This window comes from Streptomyces sp. NBRC 109706, assembly GCF_000974485.1.
In the GTDB taxonomy this organism is placed as follows: Bacteria; Actinomycetota; Actinomycetes; order Streptomycetales; family Streptomycetaceae; genus Streptomyces.
Genome location: NZ_BBOM01000012.1, coordinates 256,173 through 277,071, shown reverse-complemented (window position 1 = coordinate 277,071; position 20,899 = coordinate 256,173). Strand labels below are relative to the sequence as shown.

At 76.0% G+C, this 20,899-nt stretch carries 6 protein-coding genes; 3 read left to right on the top strand and 3 right to left on the bottom strand.

Features of this window, described 5'->3' with window-relative positions:
• Window positions 1–5: 5 nt before the first annotated feature.
• Both AOM46_RS28480 and AOM46_RS28475 read right to left on the bottom strand, forming a co-directional pair.
• Window positions 6–4,613, bottom strand: a complete 4,608-nt coding sequence (locus AOM46_RS28480; protein WP_062216672.1) for a type I polyketide synthase — start codon at window positions 4,611–4,613, stop codon at window positions 6–8.
• A 52-nt stretch (window positions 4,614–4,665) separates the two neighbouring features.
• On the bottom strand, window positions 4,666–12,741 hold the full coding sequence (locus AOM46_RS28475; protein WP_062216669.1) for an SDR family NAD(P)-dependent oxidoreductase: 8,076 nt from the start codon (window positions 12,739–12,741) through the stop codon (window positions 4,666–4,668).
• A 470-nt stretch (window positions 12,742–13,211) separates the two neighbouring features.
• Between AOM46_RS28475 and AOM46_RS28470 the strand changes: the two genes are divergently transcribed.
• From AOM46_RS28470 to AOM46_RS28460, 3 genes are all read left to right on the top strand, one after another.
• On the top strand, window positions 13,212–14,480 hold the full coding sequence (locus tag AOM46_RS28470) for a pyridoxal-dependent decarboxylase, exosortase A system-associated (protein ID WP_199824074.1): 1,269 nt from the start codon (window positions 13,212–13,214) through the stop codon (window positions 14,478–14,480).
• Window positions 14,481–14,547: 67 nt separating this feature from the next.
• Complete coding sequence (locus tag AOM46_RS28465) at window positions 14,548–16,959, top strand: AfsR/SARP family transcriptional regulator (RefSeq protein ID WP_158920737.1); 2,412 nt, start codon at window positions 14,548–14,550, stop codon at window positions 16,957–16,959.
• A complete protein-coding gene (locus AOM46_RS28460; RefSeq protein WP_062216663.1) occupies window positions 16,956–17,906 on the top strand; it encodes a TIGR03564 family F420-dependent LLM class oxidoreductase in 951 nt (316 codons plus the stop codon). The genes AOM46_RS28465 and AOM46_RS28460 overlap by 4 nt, the downstream gene beginning before the upstream one ends.
• A 21-nt stretch (window positions 17,907–17,927) precedes the next feature.
• Here the strand turns inward: AOM46_RS28460 and AOM46_RS28455 are convergent, their stop codons facing one another.
• Complete coding sequence (locus tag AOM46_RS28455) at window positions 17,928–20,879, bottom strand: LuxR family transcriptional regulator (protein WP_067226666.1); 2,952 nt, start codon at window positions 20,877–20,879, stop codon at window positions 17,928–17,930.
• Window positions 20,880–20,899 lie beyond the last annotated feature (20 nt).

The following is a 20,899-nucleotide window of genomic DNA, read 5'->3' as shown; positions in this document are numbered from 1 at the left end:
GATCCTCACTTCCGGGGGCGTGACCGCCGGGCGCGGCGCTGTTCGCCCCGCGTCGTCCCGGTGGCCGGCCGAGGCTGGGAACCGCCGTCGAGCGCGGTGGCGAACGCCGCGACGGTGGGGTGTTCGAAGAGGACGGCCGGCGCGATCGGCCGGGACAGCCGGCGCTCGAACTCGGCCACCATGGCCATGCCGACCAGGGAGTTGCCGCCGAGGTCGAAGAAGGCGTCATGGACGCCGACCCGGTCGATGCCGAGGAACCGGCCCCACAGGTCGGCGACGGTGTGCTCAAGATCGGAGCGCGGCGCCACATAGGCGGTGCGCAGCGCGGGCCGCGCGAACCTGGCGCCCTCGGCCTGCGACGCGGGCTCGGCGTTCTCCACCAGCGTGTGCAGGTCGTTGAGCGCGGCCAGTTCGCGGGCCGTGGCGGCCAGCGGCAGGCGCAGGGCGACGGTGGCGCCGCCGGCGGTGGCGGCCAGGCCGCCCAGCAGGGCGCAGCCCTCCTCGTCGGTGAAGCCGTGCCGGCGGCGGTGCGCGATCCGGTCGGCGCCGGTGGCGTCGTCGGCCCAGGCGTCGTGCTGCCAGTGGCCCCAGGCGACGGAGAGCACCCGGGTGCCGGGCGCGACGCCGGCCAGCGCCTGGGCATAGCCGTCCAGGACGGCGTTGGCGGCGCAGTAGTCGGCCTCGCCGACGCCGCCCACCACCGACGCGATCGACGAGTAGAGCACCAGCCAGCGCGGTGGGGTGGGCAACGGACTGTCGGGGCCCAGGAGTTCGGCGAGCGGACCCATGGCGAGCACCTTGGGCGCCAACGCCGCGCCGGCCTCGTCAGGCGTCAGCCGCTGGACCAGTCCGCCGCCGGGCCGCCCCGCGGCGTGCAGCACGCCGTCCACGGCGCCGAAGCGCGCCACGGTGGCGGCGACCGCCCGCCGCAGCTCGTCGGGGACGCCCACATCGGCGGCGAGGACCAGCACCTCGGCGCCGGCCGCCTCCAACGCCGTCACATCGGCCGTCCCGCTCCGCCCCACCAGCGCCAGCCGGCGCACTCCGCGCCGCACCAGATCCCGGGCGGCGGCCAGCCCCAGACCCCGGGTGCCGCCGGTGACCAGGAACGTCCCCTCGGGCGACCAGCTGGTGTCCGGCTCCGGCAGCTCGGTGTGGCCCTTCAGCCAGCGCCGGCCGGCCCGCCAGCCGACGAGCACCGGCTCCGTCACCGGATCGCCCTGTTCCCAGGCGCCGTGGGACAGCTCCCACAGCAGCGCCCCGGCGGACTCGGGCCCGGCCTCCACATCGACGCCGCGCCAGCGGAGCCCCGGGTACTCGGCGACCGCGCCGCGCCCCAGGCCGTGCGCCAACGCCCGGACGGGGGCGGTCAGTTCGCCGCCGGTGATCTCCTCGGCCGCGACGCTGACCGTCAGCAGCCTGGCCTCGCGTCCGGCCAGGGCCCGCACGGTCAGCAGCGGGGCGTCGAAGCCGGTCCTGACGGCGGCGGCCAGCGACGCGTCGTCGGCGAAGAGCCCCGCGTCGCCGTCGAGCAGACCCCACAGCTGCACCACCCGCAGCGGACCCGACAGTCCTTCGAACACCTCCTGGTGGTGCGCGGGGTCGGCCGGGTCGATCTCGATCCGTTGCCCCAGGCGCCCGGGCTCCGAGCCGGCGACCACCTCGACGACCTCGGTGAACCCACCGGACCCCGCCCGGGCCAGCTCGACCAGCCGGGCGCCGAGCACCCCGTCGCTGAAGACCACCAGGGTGCCGCCGGCCACCGCCCGGTGTGCGGGATCGGCCGAGGCGTCCCGCCGCCAGACGGGGGCGTAGCGGTGCGCCCCGCCGGACGGGCCCTCGCCGGCCGCCTGCGCGGCCGGCCGCCGGGCGGCCGCCGTCGACTCCGGCCAGAACGTGGTGCGTTGGAAGGGGTAGCCGGGCAGCGGGACGGGGCGGCCGTGCGCCGGGCGCAGCGCCGTCCAGTCCAGCGCGACGCCGCGCTCCCACAGCCGGCCGCAGGTCTCCAGCACCGAGACGGCCTCGTCGGGGCGGCCGGTCGCCGGCCAGGGGCCCGGCAGGGTGCCGAGCACGGCGGGCCGGTCGTCGGCCGGCAGGTTCTGCCGCACCAGTCCGCCGAGGGTCTGCCCGGGGCCCAACTCCACATAGGCGTCGACGCCGGCGCCCGCGCAGTGCGTCACGGCCTCGGCGAACCGCACCGGCAGGCACAGGTGGTCCGACCAGGAACGCGGGTCCCGCGCCTGCTCGTCGGTCATCGGCAGCCCGGTCGCGTTGGAGACGATCGGTATCCGGGGCGCGTTCCTCGGCACGCTCGCCACCAGCGAGGCCAGCTTCTCCTGGGCGGAGCGCAGCAGCGACGAGTGGAAGGCGTGCGCGGAACGCAGCCGCCTGGCCGCGATCCGCGCCTCGGCCAGCCGGGTCCCGGCCTCATCGGTGGCCTCCGGGGTGCCGCTGAGCACCGTCATATGGGGGCCGTTGAGCGCGGCCACCTCCATCCCGGGGAGGTCCAGTGCCTCGGGCGGCGCGGCGACGGCCAGCATCCGGCCCGGCGGGGCCGCCGCGATCAGCCGCGCCCGCTCGGTCACCAGCCACAGGGCGTCCGCCACGTCGAAGACCCCGGACAGGGCGGCCGCCACATACTCGCCGAGGCTGTAGCCCACCAACAGATCGGGGGTGACGCCCCGTTCGGCCAGCAGCCGGGCCAGCGCGTACTCGACGGTGAACAGGAAGGGGTGGGCGATCTCGGCGCGCTCCAGCGCGGCGTCCCCGCCGTCGGTGGGCAGCAACGAGCCGGCGGCCGGCCCGGGTTCGCCCTCCGGCCGGTCCTCGGGGGCGGCGTGGAAGACCGACCGCAGATCGATCCCGCAGCGCTCCTCGGCGATGGCCAGACAGGCGTCCACCTCCCGGGCGAACGTCGGCTCGTCCCGGTACAGCGCCTGGCCGAGGCCCCGGTACTGGTCGCCGACGCCGGACAGCAGAAACGCCACCCGGGGGCGCGCGGCGGCGCGCACCGGCTCGTGCGGGGCGGCCAGCAGCGCGGCCGCCTCGGCGGCGTCGGCGGCTACCACCGCCCGGCGGTGCCGCAGCTGGGCGCGGCCGGTTTGCAGGGTGTGGGCCAGATCGGGCAGGGCGACGCCCTCGGCGGCCCCGGCCAGCCGCGTCAGCCGCTCGGCGAGCGCCGCCTCGTCGGCTGCGGAGACCGGCAGCAGCGTCGGCGCGTCCGCGCCGACCGGCTCGGTGGGCGGGGGCGGCGCCTGCTCAAGCACCAGATGGGCGTTGGTGCCCGACCAGCCGAAGGAGCTGACGCCGGCCAGCGCGCCGGCCGGCAGCGGCACGGCGTCCGTCACCGGCCGCACCGCCGTGCTGGCGGTCACCGCTTCGGCCGGCCTGACCAGGCCGAGGTTGGGCGGGGCCAGCTCGTGCTCCAGCGTCAGCACCGTCTTGATCAGCCCGGCGATACCGGCCGCCGTATGGGTGTGGCCGACATTGGTCTTCACCGCGCCCACCGGCAGCGGGTCGTTCGCCGGGCGGCGGCCGAACACCTCCTGCAGCGCGCCGAGTTCGATCTCGTCGCCCAGCGCGGTGCCGGAGCCGTGCGCCTCCAGATAGGCCACCTCGTCGGGCCGGGCGCCGGCGTCGGCCAGGGCGCGGCGGACCACGGCCACCTGGGCGTCCCGGTTGGGGGCGGTCAGCCCGTTGCTGCGGCCGTCCTGGTTGACCGCCGAGCCCCGGATCACCGCCCGTATCGGGTGCCCGGCGCGCACCGCGTCGGAGAGCCTGGCCAGCATCACCATCCCGCCGCCCTCGCCCATCACATAGCCGTCCGCCGCCGCGTCGAAGGTGTGGCAGCGGTCGGTGGGCGACAGCAGCGCGTTGGCGCCGCTGTAGAGGTAGAGGAACGGGTGCAGCGCGAGGAAGGCGCCGCCGGCCAGCGCGTAGTCGCACTCGCCGGCGCGCAGCGCGCGCAGCGCCAGATGGGTGGCGACCAGGGTGGAGGAGCAGGCGGTGTCCAGGGAGAACGCCGGGCCGCGCAGGTCGAAGTGGTAGGCCAGCCGGCCCGCGACCACGCTGCCGAGGCTGCCCTGCCCCATATAGGGGTCGGCATAGGCGTCGGTGCCCTGCCGCTCGGCCTGCACCTGCCCGTACTGGAAGGCGTCGGAGAAGCCGAGCAGCACCCCCGTCCTGCTGCCGGCGAGGTCGGGCGCCGGGGTGCCGGCGTCCTCCATCGCCTCCCAGGCCAGCTCCATCATCAGCCGCTGCTGGGGGTCCATCCGCAGCGCCTCCTGGGGCGCGAACCCGAAGAACTCCGCGTCAAAACCGGCCACTTCGGGCAGGAACGCGCCCTTCCTCGGCCGGAACCGCTCCCGTTCCCCGGGCGTCAGGTCCAGATCGAAACGGCCCTCCGGCACGTCGACGACGGGCGCGGCACGGCCCTCGCGCAGCAGCTCCCAGTAGGACGCCACATCGGGCGCGCCGGGGAACCGGCAGGACATCCCGATGACGGCCACCGGCTCCCGTTCGCGGGCCTCCGCCTCGGCGAGCCGCTGACGGGTGTCCGTCAGCTCGGCGGTCACCCGCCTGAGATAGTCGCGCAGCTTGTCCTCGCCGGCCATGGCTACTCCTGGGCTTTTCGTCGGGGTGGGGAAGAGGCGTCGGGGCCGTGGCTCATGGCCGGCCGTCGGTGTGGAGCTGGCCGTCGATAAAGGCGAACAGCTCCTCGTCCGACGCGTCCACGGGGGCGGTCGGGGCGGTCCGGGCCGGCGGCCCGGCGGCGTCCCCGAGCCCGGGGGGCGGCGCGCCCAGCCGTTCCAGCGCCTCGGTCAGCACCGCCACGGCCTGCTCGCGGTCGAGCCCCGGCAGCGCGCGGTCCAGCGCGGTGCGCAGCTCGGCCTCGGCGTCGGGCGCCAGCTGCTCGGCGAGATGACGCGCCAGCAGGTTCACCGTCGGATGGTTGAAGAGCAGCGAGGCCGGCAGCCGCAGCCCGGTGGCGGCGGCGATCCGGTTGCGCAGCTCGACCGCCGTCAGCGAGTCGAACCCCAGCTCGCTGAACGGCCGTTCGTCGTCGACCGCGTCCGGCGAGCGGTGCCCGAGGGCGAGGGCCACCTGTTCGCGGACGAACGCCGGCAGCCGTGCCACGTCCGGGCGGGTCGGCTCCGCCGGCGCCTCGGCCTCGGCGGCCGCCAGGTCGGCGGCGGGGCGTGGCCTCGGCACCAGATCCCACAGCACCTCGGGCGGCCGCTCGGCGCGGCCGCGCAGCGCGGCCCGGTCGAAGTGGGCCGCGACCAGCGCCGGTTCGGCGTCCGGGCGCAGCGCCAGATCGAACAGCTCAAGCCCCGCGTGCTCGCTCAGCGGAACGAGCGCCGCCAGCCGCCGGCGGTCCGCGTCCGACATCCGCGCGGTCATCCCCGTGGGCAGCGCCCACAGGCCCCAGGCCACGGAGACGGCCGGCAGTCCCGCCGCGCGGCGGGTCCTGGCGAGGGCGTCCAGCCGGGCGTTGGCCGCCGCATAGGCGGCCTGCCCCCGGTTGCCCAGCACCCCGGCCACCGAGGAGAACAGCACGAAGGCGCGCAGCGGTTGGTCGGCCGTCAGCTCGTGGAGCAGTTCGGCCGCCGCCGCCTTGGGGCGCAGCGCCTCGGCCAGCCGCTCCGGGGTCAGCTCGGCGACGGTCGCGTCGGCCAGCACCCCGGCGGCATGCACCACGCCCACCAGCCGGCGGCCGGCCAGCAGCGCGGCGAGCGCCGCCCGGTCGCCGACATCGCAGGCCGCCACCGTCACCTCGGCGCCCAACTCCTCCAGTGTCTCTACGAGTTCGGCGGCCCCGGGGGCGGCGGGCCCGGAGCGGGAGGTCAGCAGCAGCTCCCGGGCACCATGGTGGGTCACCAGCCGCCGGGCCACCAGCGCGCCGAGCCCGCCCGTGCCCCCGGTGACCAGCACCGTCCCGTCGCCCAACTCGGCCGGCTCGACCGGCTCGGCGGACCCGTTGGGCTCCTCGACGGTGCCGCGCACCAGCCGGGGCACCAGGACGCGCCCGTCGACGACCCGGAACTGCTCGGCCGGAACGGTCCCGGCCCCGGCGACGACAGCGGCGGCCTCGGCCGCGGTGGCATCCGCAAGACCGAACCGGTCCGGATGCTCGGCGATCGCCGACCGCACCAGACCCCAGACGGCCGATCCGGCCGTCGAGTCCGGGTCGGCGAGGAACACCAGCCGTGACCCGGCGTACCGCTCCTCCACGGCCCAGCGGCGCACCGTCCCCGCCACCCGCTCCAGGGTCGCGCCGAGCGGCGCGTCGGGGCAGCGCAGCAGCACCAACGGCGGTACGCGTTCCGGCAGTTCGTCCGCCAGGTCCAGCACGGTGTGCGCGGTGCCCGGCCGCGCAGGGCCGGGCGCGGCCTCCCGCCAGTCGAGCCGGTACCACTCGGCGCCCCGGTCGGCCGCCGGCAGCAGCACCGCGTCGTCCACGCCGCCCACCACCGCGCCCCGTTCGTCCCAGAGGGTGATCCGGCCCTCGCTCACCCGCACCCGCAGCCGGTCGGCGCCGGGCCGGGCCGCCCAGGCGCCGGAGAGCTGGAACGGCAGCAGCAGCCCCGCGCCGTCGAAGAGCGCCGGATGCAGCGCCGCGTCCAACAGCGCCGGATGCACGGAGCAGGCGTCGGCGCCAGCCACCGGGCAGTTCAGCTCGCCCCACCAGCCGCCCGAGTCGCGCCAGGCCGAGGTCAGGCCACGGAACGCCGGGCCATAGCCATAGCCGCGTTCGGTCAACCCGGCGTACAGCTCCGGGAGTTCGACGGGGACCGCGTCGGCGGGCGGCCACTGGCGCGGCGCCGCCGGATGGGCCGGCACCGCGTCGGTGAGGGTGCCGTCGGCGTGCCGGGTCCACCGTTCCTCGCCGTCCGCCCTGGCATGGATGGTCAACTCCTCGCCCACGACCCTGACCTGCAGCGATACCGCGCCGGTCGCGGGCAGCTCCAGCGGTTCGCGCAGCGTCAACGTGCCCACGCCCGCCGCCCCGGTCTCCCGCGCGGCGCGCAGCGCCAGTTCGACGAACGCGGTACCCGGCAGCAGCACCCGCCCGCCGACCGTGTGGTCGGCCAGCCAGGGCGTGCCGGCCAGCGAGGCGCGGGCGGTGAGCAGCGTGCCGTCCTCGTCGGCCAGCGGCAGCACGTCGGTCACCAGCGGGTGCCCGGCGTGCCGGGTGGGGTGCAGCCAGAAGCGGCGCCTGGTCCAGGGGTAGGTGGGCAGCTCCCGGTGGTCGCGCACCGGCCCCAGCAGCCGGGGCCAGTCGACCGGCGCGCCACGGGTCCAGGCCGCCGCCAGCGCGGTCAGGAACTGCCGCCGGCCGCCGTGGTCGCGCCGCAGGGTGGCCACGGCCGCCCCCGGGGCCCCGGCGTCGGCCAGGATCTCCTGGACGGCGTGGGTCAGGATGGGATGCGGGCTGATCTCGACAAACAGCGCGGCGCCCGGCCCCTCGGCCACGATCGTCCGGATCGCGGCGTCGAAGCGGACCCGCTCGGCCAGATTGCGGTACCAGTAGTCGGCGTCAAGATCCGCGCCCGCCACCGGGGTTCCGGTCAGCGAGGAGACGAAGCGCACCTCGGTGGAACGGGGCGTCAGCCGGCCGAGCGAGCCGAGCAACAGCTCCCGCACGGCCGTGACATGCGGGGTGTGCGCCGCATAGGCCACCGGCGCGCGCCGCAGCTGGACCCGGTCGCCGCAGGCGGCGGCGAACTCCTCGATGGCGGACAGCTCGCCGGCCACCACACAGCCCACGGGACCGTTGTCCACGGCCACCCACAGCCGGTCGGGCCAGTCGGCCAGCCGTGGCTCCACCTCGGCGACCGGCAGCCCGACGGCGAGGATCCCGCCGGTGCCGTCCAGTGCGCCCACCACGCGGGCCCGCAGGGCGCTGATCCGGGCGGCCTCCGCCAGGGGCAGCGCCCCGGCCACCGCGGCGGCGGCGATCTCGCCCTGCGAATGGCCGACCACGGCGGCCGGCGTCACCCCGGCGGCGCGCCACCGGCCGGCCAGCGCGTACATCAGGGCGAAGAGCACCGGCTGCACCACCTCGGTGCTCTCCAGCGTCGGCGCGCCCTCGGCGCCGCGCAGCACATCGACGGCCGACCAGCCAGTATGCGGGCGCAACGCCTCGGCGCAGGCCGTCAGATCGGCCGCGAACCCGGCGTCCTCGTCGAGCAGTTCCGCGGCCATGCCGATCCACTGGGCGCCCTGTCCGGGGAAGACCAGCACCGGCCGGCTCGACTGCGGCGCGAGCGCCAGCGACAGCGCGGGATGTGTCTCGTCGGCCGCCAACGCGTCGAGCGCGGCGAGGAGTTCGGCGCGGTCGGCGGCGACCACGGCGGCCCGGTGGGCGAACGTGGTGCGGCGCGCCAGCGAGGGGGCGACGGCCGCCGGATCGGCCGAGGCGGCCACCTCGCGCAGCCGCCCGGCCTGGGCGCGCAGCGCCTCGGGCGAACGGGCCGACAGCGTCCACACCAGGGGCCCTTCGGCGGGCGGCGGCGGCGCGGGCGTGGCGGCCGGCGGCTCCTCCAGTACGAGATGGGCGTTGGTGCCGCTGATCCCGAAGCTGGAGACGGCGGCCCGGCGCGGCCGGTCCCCGGCGGGCCAGGGGCGTTCCTCGGTCAGCAGCCGCAGCGCGCCGTCGTCCCAGCGGACCCGCGAGGTGGGGCGGGCCGCGTGCAGCGTGGCGGGCAGCAGTCCGTGACGCAGCGCCAGCACCATTTTGATCAGCCCGATGACGCCGGCCGCGGCCTGGGTGTGTCCCACATTGGACTTCACCGAGCCCAGCCAGACGGGTTCGGCCCGGTCGGCGCCATAGGTCTCCAGCAGCGCGTCGGCCTCCACCGGGTCGCCCAGCGCGGTGCCGGTGCCATGGGCCTCGACGGCGTCCACCTCGGCCGGTGTGAGCCCAGCGTCGGCCAGCGCCTGGCCGATGACCCGGGCCTGCGCCCGCCCGTTGGGCGCGGACAGCCCGTTGCTGGCGCCGTCGGAGTTGACGGCGACGCCCCGGACGACGGCCAGCACCCGGTGTCCGTTGCGGCGCGCGTCGGAGAGCCGTTCCAGCAGCACGACGCCGGCGCCCTCGGCGAAGGACGTGCCGTCGGCGTCCTCGGCGAACGCCTTGGCCCGCCCGTCGGGCGCCAGCCCGTTCTGCCGGCTGAACTCGACCAGATGGCCCGGGTTGGCCATCACCGTCACCCCGCCCGCCAGGGCCAGGGAGCACTCGCCGCGCCGCAGCGACTGGACGGCCAGCTGGGTGGCGACCAGCGAGGAGGAGCACGCGGTGTCCACCGTCAGCGCCGGGCCCTGGAGCCCCAGGGTGTAGGCGATCCGGCCGGAGGCGACGCTCAGCGTGGTGCCGGTCATCAGATGGCCGTCGGCCGCGCCCGTCGGCTGGTGCAGCCGGGGCCCGTAGTCGGTGGCCATGGCGCCCACGAAGACGCCGGTCGCCGAGTCCGCCAGCCCGGTCGGGTCGAGCCCGGCGCGTTCGATGGCCTCCCAGCAGACTTCGAGCAGCAGCCGCTGCTGGGGGTCCATGGCCAGCGCCTCGCGGGGGCTGAGCCCGAAGAACTCCGGGTCGAAGGCGTCCGCCTCGTGCAGGAAGGCGCCCCGGCGGGTGGCGCAGGCGCCGGCGTGCAGCGCGGCCAGGTCCCAGCCCCGGTTGTCGGGCAGCTCGCCCAGGGCCTCGCGGCCGTCGGCCAGCAGCCGCCAGAACTCCTCGGGCGATCCGATCCCGCCGGGCAGCCGGCAGCCGAGGCCGACGATCGCGATCGGCTCGCCGCCCGCCCGGGAACGTCCACGGCTCGGCGCGGCGGGTACCAGGGCGGCCGGGGTCGACGGCGGGGCGCCGTCGAGGAGTTCGCCGAGCCGCCGGGCGAGGCGGCGGGGCGTGGGGAAGTCGAAGAGCAGGCTGGAGGGCAGCCGCAGACCCGTCGACGCCGAGAGCGCGCGGTGGAGTTCGACGGTCAGCGCGGAGTCGAGGCCCAGTTCCTTGAAGGGGCGCGCGGTGTCGACGGAGGCGGCGTCGCGGTGGCCGAGCACGGTGGCCGTCGCCTCGGCGACCAGCGTCAGCGGCGCGTCCGCCGGGCCGCCGGCGGGCCGTTCGGCGGGTGCGGCCGGCGCATCGCCCGGCCAGTGCCGCCCGCGCTGGAAGGGGTAGGTCGGCAGATCGGCCCCTGGCCCGTCGGGGACCGGGGGCCACTGCACGGGAACGCCGACGACCAGCGCCTCGGCGGCGCAGCGGGCCCACCGCTCGGGCCCGCCGTCCTCCCGGCGCAGGGTGCCCAGGGCAACGGCCTCGGCGCCGAACTCCTCGGCCGACTCCTCGATCCCGCCGGTCAGCACCGGATGCGGGCCGACCTCGACAAACCGGGTGACCCCGGCGGCCAGGGCGGCCCCGGTGGCGTCGGCGAACCGCACCGGTCGGCGCAGGTTCTCGTACCAGTAGTCGGCGTCGAGCCGGGCGGTGTCGACGGGTCCGCCGGTCAGCGTGGAGACAAACGTCGCCCCCGTCGAGACGGGTCTGACCGGCGCCAGCAGCTCCGCCAGCTCGCCGCGGACCGCCTCGACGGCGGGGGAGTGGGAGGCATAGCCGACCGGCAGCAGCCGGGAGCGGTGCCCGCCGGCGGTCAACGCCTCGTCGAGCGCGACCAGTTCGGCGCGCGGTCCGGAGAGCACCAGCGAACGCGGCCCGTTGAACGCGGCGACGGCTACCCCCGGCGCGGCGGCCAGCAGTTCGTCCAGCACGGCGCGGGGCGCGGCGACCGAGAGCATCCCGCCTCCGTCGAGCGAGCGCAGGGCGCGGCTGCGCAACGCCACCACGCGGGCCCCGTCCTCCAGGCTGAGGGCGCCCACCACGGTGGCGGCGGCGATCTCGCCCTGGGAGTGGCCGATGACGGTCTCGGGTTCGACGCCCCAGGAGCGCCACAGTTCGGCCAGCGCGACCATCACCGCCCACAGCGCGGGCTGCACCACGTCCACCCGGTCCAGCTCGGGGGCGTCGGGGGCGCCGCTCAGCACGTCCAGCGGCGCGTAGTCGACAAAGGGCGCCAGCGCGTCGGCGCAGGCCCGCAGCCGCTCGGCCACCGGTGCCGGACCGGTCAGCAACTCCCGTGCCATGCCCGGCCACTGGGTGCCCTGCCCGGGGAAGACCAGGGCGGTGGCCCCGGGCACGGCGGTGCCCTGGACGACGGAGGGTGAGGGGCGGCCGGCGGCCAGCGACTCCAGCGCGGCCCGCCGGTCGTCGAGCACCACCGCCCGACGCTCCAGCAGGGCCCGCCCGCGCAGCAGGGTGTGCGCGACGGCGCGCGGCGCCGGCGCCGAGGGGCCGGCGAGCGTTCCGGCCAGCGCGCCGGCCTGGGCGCGCAGCGCCGGCACCGAACGGGCCGACAGCACCAGCGGCAGCGCCTCGTCGCCGGCGGGAACGGGGGCGGGAACGGGGGCGGGAACGGGGGGCGCCTCGGCCACCACCAGATGGCAGTTGGTGCCGCCCACGCCGAACGAGCTGACCCCGGCGATCCGTTGCCCACCGGAAGCGGCCGGCCACGGCCGACGCTCCGTCACCACCTCCAGGTTGAGTTCGGCCAGCGGGATGTCCTCGGGGGGCGCGGTGAAGTGCAGGCTCGGCGGGAGCGTCCGGTGCGTCAGCCCGAGGACCACCTTGAGCAGCCCGGCGATGCCGGCCGCTCCCTCCAGATGGCCGATGTTGGTCTTGACCGAGCCGACCGGCAGCGGCGCGTCCTGCGGTCGCGCCGACCCCAGCGCGGCGCCCAGCGCGGCGGCCTCGACCGGGTCGCCGACGCGGGTGCCGGTGCCGTGCAGTTCGACATAGGAGAGGTCCCCGGGGGCCACCCCGGCGTCCCGCAACGCCAGCCGGACGACCTCCTCCTGCGCCGGTCCGTGCGGCACGGTCAGCCCGGTGCCGCCGCCGTCGTTGTTGACGGCGCCGCCCAGGATCACCGCGTGCACCCGGTTCCCCTCGGCCAGCGCGTCGGCCAGCGGCCTGAGCACCAGCAGCACGCCGCCCTCGCCCCTGACATAGCCGTTGGCCCGCCGGTCGAAGGTGTGGCAGCGGCCGTCGGGGGACAGCGCGCCGAACGCGTCCAGCACCTCGCTGGAACGGGCGCTGGTGATCAGGTTCACCCCGCCGGCCAGCGCGGTCCGCGCGGTGCCGGAGCGCAGGCTCCGGCAGGCCGTGTGCACGGCGACCAGCGAGGACGACTGGCCGGTGTCCACGGTCAGGCTCGGCCCCGTCAACCCCAGGTGGTAGGAGACGCGGTTGGCGATCAGCCCCCGTTGGGCGCCGGTGAACGTATGGGGCCCCGGCTCGTCGGCGACCCGGTCCCAGTCCCCCGCGATGGCGCCGATCCTGACCTCCGTCGGGGAGTCGCGCAGCGAGGTCGGCGCGATCCCGGCGTTCTCCAGGGCCTCCCAGGCCAGTTCGAGCACCAGCCGGGCCTGCGGGTCGAGCGCCGCCGCCTCGCGCGGCGAGATCCCGAAGAACCCGGCGTCGAAACCGTCGACCGAGGGCAGGAACCCGCCACGGCGGTGGCCGGCCGGCAGATCCTCGGGGGCGCGCCCGGCCGGCAGCTCGGCCACGGCGTCGCCACCGTCGGCCAACAGCCGCCAGAACGCGGCCGGATCGGGGCCGCCCGGCAGCCGGCAGGCCAGTCCGACGACGGCGATCGGCGCACCGTGCGTGCTTTCCGCACTCCTGGAAGACATTCGTTCACCAACCGTCGCGGGGCGTTCGGACAGGAATCGGGAAAAGAGAAAAGAGGGATCCGGGGCGGCGGGAGAAGAAGCGCGGAAATCATTGCCACGCCGGGCCGTTCGCACCGGCCGAATGTGCACCGATCCTGTGACGTCGCCGACGGCCAGTCAAGGAGATCCCGCCGCCGGGGCGCTGACAGGAAAGGCGGTGCAGGAAGCTGACACCGGCGCCCGCCGACCACCCCCATCGCCCGCGTTACCCACTACCCATCCATCTGAGCTGGGATTTTGTGGAGGATTCGAGGAAGTGGGGGGAGTGCACCCGGCGATCCGGGGGGAATATGGGGAACCACCCCCCATGTGGACCCGGCGGTGTGCTTGGGACGGTACTCCCGGATGATTCCCCCGTCTGCGACGGACGGTGCGGGAATCCCCCAACGCCTTTGACCGACAAGCCCCGTGGGGTGAGAAGGGACGTACAGGTGGTCGCTGCACAGTCGGGTGTCACGCTCGACGAGACGCTTTTTCCGGCGCGTAGAACGGGCCGGGGAGAAATCCCGGGGGAGGGGCTGGAGATCGGCGGGATTCCCGTCGCACGGCTGGCCGAACGGGTGGGCGGCACGCCGTTCTTCGCCTATGACCGGGAGCTGATCTCCCGTCGGGTGGCGGCCGTCCGGGACATCCTGCCCGCCGGCATCCACCTCCACTACGCGGTCAAGGCCAACCCGATGCCGGCCGTGCTGCACCATATGGCGACGCTGGTCGACGGCTTCGACATCGCGTCCGCCGGCGAGTTGGGGCGGGCCCTGGACACCGGGGTGCGGCCCGAGCTGATCGGCTTCGCCGGGCCGGGCAAGACCGAGGCGGAGCTGCGGCGGGCGGTGGCCGCCGGCGTCACCGTCGAGCTGGAGTCCGCCACCGAGGTCCGCCGGGTGCGGAAGGTCGCCGAACTGCTGGGGCTGCCGGCCCGGGTGGCGGTACGGGTCAACCCCGACTTCACCGTCAAGGGCTCGGGGATGCGGTTGGGCGGCGGCCCCCAGCAGTTCGGCGTCGACGCCGAACGGGTGCCGGCGCTGCTCGACGAGATCACCCGCGCCGGACTCGACCCGCTGGGCTTCCATATCTTCGCCGGCTCCCAGAACCTGCGCGCCGACTCGCTGCGGGAGGCCCAGGAGGCCACCGTCGAACTGGCCCTGCGGCTCGCCGAATCGCTGCCGGGACCGCTGCGCTATCTCAACCTCGGCGGCGGCTTCGGCATCCCCTACGCCACCAGGGACACCCCGCTCGACCTGCCGTCCGTCGGCGAGCGGCTGGGCGAACTGCTGGAGACCCGGATCCGCCCCCGGCAGCCGGCGGCCAGGGTGGTGATCGAGCTGGGCCGCTATCTGGTCGGCGAGGCCGGGGTCTATGTGACCAGGGTCGTCGACCGCAAGGAGTCACGCGGCACGACGTTCCTGGTGGTGGACGGCGGGCTGCACCACCAGCTCGCCGCCTCGGGCAACTTCGGCCAGGTGATCCGCCGCAACTACCCGATCGCCGTCGCCCACCGGGCGGCGCCGGTGCCGGGGGAGGAGACGGTCACCGTCGTCGGCTGTCTGTGCACCCCGCTCGACCTGCTGGGCGACCGGGTTTCGCTGCCGCGCGCCGAACCGGGCGATCTGATCGCGGTCTTCCAGGCCGGCGCCTACGGCCTGACCGCCTCGCCCACCGCGTTCCTCGGACACCCGGAACCGAACGAAGTCCTGGTGTGAGCCATCCCATCAGCCCAGCGCCGGCGCGACCGACCGGCCGATCGCACTCGACACCAGGGGGTACACCGTGGGACCTCTCGACCCGAGGGACGTCCACCGACATGACACCGTCCACACCGTCCACACCGTCCACCGCGCTCCACGCGCGCTGACGGGACGTCAGGAGCCGGGCCAGGAAATCAGGTTCCAGGTGCTCGGCCTGCTCCAGGTGCACGGCACCGAGCAGGTGATGGTCACCGCCCGGCGCCAACAGGTCGTGCTCGCCCTGCTGTTGCTCAACGCCAACCGGCTGGTGACGCTGGACGGGCTGGTGGACGGGCTGTGGGACGGGGAGCCGCCGGCCACCGCCAGGGCGCAGGTGCAGACCGCGGTCTCGGCGCTGCGCAGGCTGCTGGACCGCGCGGGGCTCGGCGAGCGCATCCGCACCAGGGGCGCCGGCTATGTGATCGAGGTGGCGCACGGCGAACTCGACCTCGTCGTCTTCGAGGAGCTGGTCGCCAGGGGCCGGGCCGCCGGGGTCGCCGGCGATCCGCACCGGGCGCGGCGCGCCTTCCGGGAGGCGCTGCGGCTGTGGCGCGGCCAGCCGGTCGCCGGCGTGGACGGCCGGCTGCTGGGCGAGCACCGGGCGCGGATCACCGAATGCCGGATCGCCGCCGTCGAGGAGTGCCTGGAGGCCGAGCTGCGCCTGGGCCTGCACCGGGAGGCCATCGGCGAACTGTCCCAGGCCGTCGCCGAACACCCGCTGCGGGAGCGGCTGGTGGGCCAGCTGATGACGGCGCTCTACCGGTCCGACCGGCGCGTCGAGGCGCTGGCCGCCTACCGTTCGCTCCGCGCGGTGCTCGTCGCCGAGCTGGGCCTTGAGCCGAGCCTGGCGCTGCGCCAGCTCCAGCAGGACATCCTGACCGACCGCGCCGATCCGGGCCCGGCGGGGCCCGGCACCGGCGGCGGCGCCCCGCCCCCGGTGCCCAGGACGCTGCCGGCCCGCCCCACGGCGGCCGGCGGCCCCGAGCCCCGACTGGACGCGGTGCGGCGGCTGTTGCTCGCCGTGTCGGGCCCGGCGGGCGCCGGCGTCCTGGTGCTCACCGGACGGGCCGGCGTCGGCATCTCGCACGGCGCCGTCGAGGCGGCGCACGCCGTGGCGGGCGCGTTCCCCGACGGACAGCTCTACGCGCGGCTGACGGACGACGCCGGCAGGCCCGAGGACGTCGGCGAGGTGCTGGAACGCTTTCTGCGCGGCCTCGGCCACTCCGTCGCCGAGATCCCCCCCGATCTGGAGGGCCGGGTGGCGCTCTACCGCAGCGCGCTCGCCGGCCGCCGCGTGCTGGTCCTGCTGGAGGACGCCGTCGACGAGGCGCAGGTGCGCCCGCTGCTGCCGGGCGACTCCCGCTGCCCGCTGGTCGTCACCACCCGCCGCAGGACGCTGGCGCTGCCCGGCGCCGTGCGCCACGAGATGACCACGCTGGACGTCCCGGAGGGCGTGGCGCTGCTGACCGGGCTGCTGGGCGAGGAACGGACCGGCGCCGAACGGGAGCACGCCGGACGCCTGGTGGAGCTGTGCGGCGGGGTGCCGCTGGCGCTGGCCGGCGCCGCCGCCCGGATCGCGGCCCGCCCGCACTGGCGTCTTGGCGATCTGGTCGCCGCGCTGCGGGAGGAGGACACCCGCCTGGGGCGGCTGTGCCACGGCGGCGAACTGCGCGCCAGCCTCCGCCGGGACCTGGACCGACTGCCGGTCACCGCGCGGCGGTTGTTCGCCCGGCTCGCGCTGCTCCCGGACGGCCCCTGCCCCGGCTGGCTGGCCGGCGCGCTGCTGGACGACGCCTCCGGTGCCGCCGCCGAGACCCTGGAGGAGCTGGTCGAGGTGCGGCTGGTCGAGGTCGTCGACGGCTCGGGCCCCGCTGCCCGCTACCGTCTCCACCCGCTGGACCGGATGCTGGCGCGGGAGCTGGCCGTCAGGGAGACCGTCACCGAGCGCGCGTCGACGCTGCGCCGGGTGTTCGGCGCGTGGCTGGCGCTCGGCGACGAGGTCGCGCGCCACCGCCTGCACTTCCGCGTCGGGCCTCGGGGTTCCGCCGTCCGCTGGTCGCCCGACGCCCGCACGGTGGAGACGGTGCTGGCCGCCTCGGACCGCTGGAGCGCGACGGCCCGCCAACCGCTGCTGGAGCTGGCCCGGCTGGCCGACTCGGTCGACGAACCCTCCTACGGCTGGGAGCTGGTGGCGGCGGCCGCCGCCGGGGACGACCCGCGGCTGCTCGCCGCCGACTGGCGGGAGGCCGCCGAACGCGCCCTGCGGAGCGCCGGAAGGGCGGGCGACACCGTGGGCGAGGGCGTGCTGCGCCGGCTGCTGGTGTGCCGGCCGAGCCTCCGCGGCGCGACGGAACCACGTATCGCCGTCCGCGCCGGCCGGACCCGTGGCCGACTCGAAACACGCCGGCCGCCCGTGGGCCAGCCGGCGCTCATCAGAAAGGAACCCCTCGCATGACCGTCGGAATAGCGCTGCCCGCTTCGGAGGCCCCGACCTCTGGCAACGCCGTCGACGAACTGGTCGCCCAGGCACGGGAGTTCGCCGGCCTCGGCGGCCGTTCCGTCTGGTTCAGCCAGCTGTTCGACCATGACGCGATGACGGTGGCCGCCGTCGTCGGCCGCGAGGTGCCGTCGGTGCGGGTGGGCACCCAGGTGGTGCCGCTCTACCCGCGCCACCCGCTGCAGCTGGCCGCCCAGGCCCAGACCGCGCAGGCCGCCACCGGCGGCCGGTTCACCCTCGGCGTCGGAACGGGGGTTCGGGGCCTGCTCGAACCCGCCTACGGCACCCCCTATCCGCCGCCCATCCGCCATCTGCGGGAGTCCCTGACCGTGCTGCGCCGGGTGCTCGACGGCGAACGGGCGCCCCAGTTCGTCGGCGAGGGCGTCATCGCCCGCCCGCCGCTGCCCACGGCCGTCGCCGGCGGCTCCGGCGTCCCCCTGCTGGTCGCCGCCATGGGGCCGCAGGCGCTGCGGGTCACCGGCGAACTCGCCGACGGCACCCTCCCGTTCCTCGCCGGGCCGCGCACCCTGGCCGAGCGCATCGTGCCGGTGCTGCACCGCGCCGCCGAGGCGGCCGGGCGGCCCGCGCCCCGGATCGTGGCCGCCGTGCCCGCCGTGGTCACCGACGACCCGGACGTGGTGCAGCGGATCGCCGCCATCCGCCTGGGCGCCTATGCCAGCATCCCCTCCTACCGCCGCGCGGTGGCCGCCGAGGGCGCCTCACATCCCGTGGAACTCGCCCTGGTGGGCGACGAACGGACGGTCGAGGCCGGCATCCGCCGCTATGTCGACGCGGGCGCGACCGAGGTGGTGCTCACCCAGACCGGGCTGCGCACGGACGCCGAACGCCGCCGCACCTGGCGGCTCGCCGGCTCGCTCACCACCGCCGCCGCCGCCGTCGGCTGACCCACGTACCGGCGGCGCCCCTCATCTCCCGGCGCCCTCCTCGCCGTCGGCCGCCTCCGCGTCGAACTCGGCGGCCAGCGAGCACACCGCCTCCCGGTTGTCCTGGGAGGTCTTGGTGATCAGGCTGGCGACATGCTTCTCCACGGTGCGCGGCGAGATATGCAGCCGCCGGGCGATGTCCTTGTTGCTCGGGCGGGTCGCGAGGATCTGGAAGACCTCGTACTCGCGCACCGTCACGCCCCTGGTCCGCAGCGGCAACGGGATCCGTTCCGCGCCGCTGCGGTGCTGCGGGACGGACGCGCCCGACTCCCGCAGCAGCGTGCGGCAGGCGGCGGCGACGGCCGGCAGCGAGGTCTGCTGGAAGTAGTGCTCGGCGCGGCGCAACCACGGCACCGGCTCCCCCCAGCCGTGCCGCAGCGAGTCCTCCGCCAGCAGCCGCAGCCCCAGATGCCGCGCCAACGGATGGCCGGCCGCCAGCTCCTGGGCGGCCCAGGCCTCCGCCAGCGCCTCCTTCGGCCGGCCCTCCCGGTGCAGCAGCACGGCGTGCGCCAGCTGCACGAAGTGCCGGTTCCACAGCATCCGGCCGGCCGCGGTGTCCACGATCTCGTCGTACCGCTCGCGGCCGAACTCGCCGGCCAACACCCGGAGGAACAGCTCGAGCCCGTGCCGGCCGCCCAGATGGAAGACCGTCGGCCGGGCGCGTTCCAGCTCCGACAGATGGGCCAGCTCGCGCAGGGCCCTGGGCCGGTCCTCCTCCAGCAGCGAACAGAACACCCGGGCCAGGCCCACGGCCAGCGGCTCCTCGGGCGAGCCCAGGCCATCCCACCGTTCGAACTCGGCCAGCTCCTGCTCCATCGCCGCCCGGTCGCCCCGGTGCGCCGCCGCCGTGGCGCGGGCCATCAGCACATAGCGGACCACCGAGCCGAGGCGCAGCCGACTGGCCGTGGCCAGCGACTCGTTGATCCGGTCCGCCTGCTCCGCCTGCCGGCCGGTCAGCACGGCGTCCAGATAGAGGATGCCGTCGCTGATGTAGACCACGGGCACCGCGCCGGCGCGCAGCGCCTCGGCCCTGGCCTGTTCGATGCCCTCCGTCGAACCCTCGGCCAGCCAACGGTCGCCGCCGATCCGGGAGATGGCGTAGATCCGCTGGAGCGGCAGATTGTGCCGCTCGGCCAGGCGCAGCGCCTGCCGGGTGCACGCGGTGGCCTCGTCCAGGTTCTGCGCGCGGCGCACCATGCCCCACAGCTGCCATGCCTCGCAGGCGACCTGCGGCAGATCGTGTCGTTCGGCGACCTCGATGGCGCGCCGCGCCAGGCGCTCGGCCTGCTCCGTCCGCGCCGGGCTCGGCGTCTCCACCGCGAGATACGCCGCCACCACATCGATCTGGGCGGTGTCCCGCTCGTGCGCGTCCGCGCCCAGCAGCGAACGCGCCAGCCGCACCTGGGCGTTGCCGTCGGCCCACCGGCCCGCCACATAGGCGGCCTTGGCGAGCTTGGTGTGCAGCGCGGCGACCTGGGCGTCGTCCAGCGCCGGATGGGTCAGCTCCTTGGCGCGCTCCACCAGGGCGAACGCCCGCTCGAAGTCGCCGTCCTCGGCCAGCGCGGGGATCAGCTCCCGCAGCGCGGCGGCCCGCGCCTCCGGATCGGAGCCGCCGGCCAGCAGCCGCTCGGCCCGCTCCAGCAGGGTGATGGCGGAGCCCACGGCGCCGGCGGCCAGCGCGCGGCGGCCCGCCTCGGTGAACAGCCGCCCGGCCCGCACGCCCTCCCCGGCGGCGGCCCGCAGCTCGCCGGCCAACGGGCACCAGGCGTCCGGCAGTTCGGGGTGCAGTGCCTCGATGGCGTCGGCCGCCCGGGCGCTCAGCACGGCGCGGCTGCCGGGCGTCATCTGCGCGAACATCGACTCGACGGTCAGCGGATGGCGGAACGCGTACCAGTCGGGCGCCGGCTCGTCCGGTTCGACCAGCCGGGCCGCCACCCCCGCGTGCAGATGGCTCAGCAGCGCCCGGTCGCTGACGCCCGTCATCCGTTGGAGGACCGAGAGGGAGAAACGCCGCCCGAGCACGGCGGCGGCCGACATCAGCCGCAGCCCCTCGGGGCCCAGCCGGTCGACCCGGCGCACGGTGCGCCACAGCACCGCGCTGGAGACGTCGTGCCGGGGGGTGCCCACGGTGCGCCAGCCCTCGGCCGCGCGGACCAGCGAACCGTTGCCGATCATCCCCTCCAGCAGCTCCTCCACCAGATAGGGGTTGCCCAGGCTGTCGTTCCACACATGGTCGAGCGCCGCGTCCGGCACGCCCTCGGGGCCGACGCCGAGGCAGGAGCCCATCATGCTGGCGACCTGCGGCCGGTCCAGCGGGGAGAGCCGCAACAGGGTGGCGAAACGGCGCCGTTCGGTGGCTCCGGCCAGATCCATCGCCGGGCAGTCCTCGGCCCTGATGGTGGCCACCAGCATCACCGGCAGCCCCTGGAGGTTGTCGATCAGATACTCCACGACGGCGAGCGTCTCGATGTCCGCGTCGTGCAGATCCTCCATGACCAGCAGGTTCCCCTGCCCCCTGCCGAGGGCGGTCAGCAGCCGCAGCAGCGCCTCGCCGAGCACCACCAGCGATCCGCTCTCCGACTCCTCCCCGGCGAGATCGGGCACCAGCCGGCCCAACACGGCGCGGTAGGGCCCCAGATGGGGGTCGGCGAGCAGCGATTCGGCGGCCTCGCCACGGAAGAGCGGCAGCAGCGCCTCGCTGAGGGACCGCAGCGGCGCCACCGGCCCGATGGTGCTGCTGCGGCCCCTGAGCACGCGCATCCCGCGGTCGAAGGCGCTGCCGGCGATCTCCTCGGCGAGGCGGGACTTGCCGACGCCGCCCTCGCCCACGAGGAAGACGGCGCCGCCGCTACCCCGCCCGGCATCGCGCAACAGGCCGCCGAGATAGGCGACTTCCTCGTCGCGACCGATGAGGTCGGTGGCATGGACTGACATGTGCCCGGATGGTAACGCCT

What these genes read in the sequence shown, in the direction of transcription:
- AOM46_RS28475 (WP_062216669.1), bottom strand. Translation starts at nt 12,741, where the DNA reads ATGTCTTCCAGGAGTGCGGAAAGCACGCACGGTGCGCCGATCGCCGTC.
- AOM46_RS28455 (WP_067226666.1), bottom strand. Translation starts at nt 20,879, where the DNA reads ATGTCAGTCCATGCCACCGACCTCATCGGTCGCGACGAGGAAGTCGCC.
- AOM46_RS28460 (WP_062216663.1), top strand. Translation starts at nt 16,956, where the DNA reads ATGACCGTCGGAATAGCGCTGCCCGCTTCGGAGGCCCCGACCTCTGGC.
- AOM46_RS28480 (WP_062216672.1), bottom strand. Translation starts at nt 4,613, where the DNA reads ATGGCCGGCGAGGACAAGCTGCGCGACTATCTCAGGCGGGTGACCGCC.